Annotated in this window: 1 protein-coding gene; it reads right to left on the reverse strand. The window is 58.1% G+C overall.

Features of this window, described 5'->3' with window-relative positions; all coding sequences use genetic code 11:
- Positions 1–74: 74 nt before the first annotated feature.
- Positions 75–665 carry a hypothetical protein gene (locus ACRXB1_RS36300; protein WP_449494805.1) on the reverse strand — a complete coding sequence of 197 codons (591 nt, stop codon included), beginning with the start codon at positions 663–665 and terminating at the stop codon, positions 75–77.
- Positions 666–1,234: the final 569 nt, after the last annotated feature.

Consider the following 1,234-nt stretch of genomic DNA (forward strand, 5'->3'; position numbering starts at 1 on the left):
TCGATGAATACGACGCGCTGCTTCCTTGGAAGATGCCGGTCGACATTCCCTGATCGCGCGTCCCCCTACACCGGCTACACTCCAACGGCGTGCACCTTCAGAGGGGCGTCGTTGATGGATCGCATACGCTTGACCCGACGTGTGAGCGGCTTTCTCTTCGAGGCATTTTTCTGCTTGGCCATATGGAAGGTTAGATGAACCGTCGGCGGTCCATCCGGCGCATCCTCCCAGATACGCACATTTCTCATGGTTAGCATCGCGATCTGGATTGGGCGCATGGCAAACTGGTAAGCGCACAGCAACATGCCCGTGTCACAGTGGTCGTCGTGCGTTGGAGGTGCGTTCGCGGACGACGTGAGAGCTGAAACCGTTTCGTCCAAATGCCTCACGATCGCTGCTTCTTCGTCGACCGATAGAAAGACATCTCCAGAATGCACTCCAGCGTGTGAATCTGTTGCAGGACCAGGCAGGGAAGAGCGTATAAATTCTTCATACGTCGGAGACCAGCCGCAAAGTCGGTGGGCACACAGCAGCCGCAGCAGTGTTTTGCCGAAGCGGTACGCATCCTGAGGCAAGTCGCGAGCGCGCATGACGGCCCATTCACGACCGATTTTGTGCGGGCCGGCGTCGACCAGCCTTTCGACTTCGGGAACCGAGAAGTGCATCGCGCCACTGGCTGCCTTGAAGGCGGAAACGACATTGAAGTCCTTTGCCTAGCAGAAACAAGAAGAGCTGCTTCACCGGCATGCCATATGCGCCTGGACAACGATCGAAGTCCAGCCTGTGCAGCCGTCCATATATCAACAGTTCGAATACCACCGTGTCCGTGGGCGAAGTGATCGAGCGGGTAGCGTCATCAAATTCGTCGTAGCAGCGGATGATTGGAGGAAGCGCGGGAAGTCGCGAGACCACGTCGGCGATCAGATCTCCGGCCTCACGAGCGACGTCCGCAACGCCGATGCTGCGGGGCACTTGCATGGTCAGAGCCCTTTCGGGATAGCGCGTAGCAACGCTACCCGGTCGTCGAAACTGTCATTCCACACGTCCGCTAGCCGGTCCTCGAACACAGCCCGCGCGTAGCGTGAGGGCATCAACGATTTCTTTGAGTGACGTTGCCCGCGAATTTCGGATCCCTTAACTGAGTGAGATTATGCCACCCGTTGGTTCTGGGCAGCGTACCAGTCCCGCTCGAACTGCATCGGACTGACGTAGCCCAACGTCGAGTGCAAGCGCG

It is taken from the genome of Caballeronia sp. M23-90, assembly GCF_053574605.1.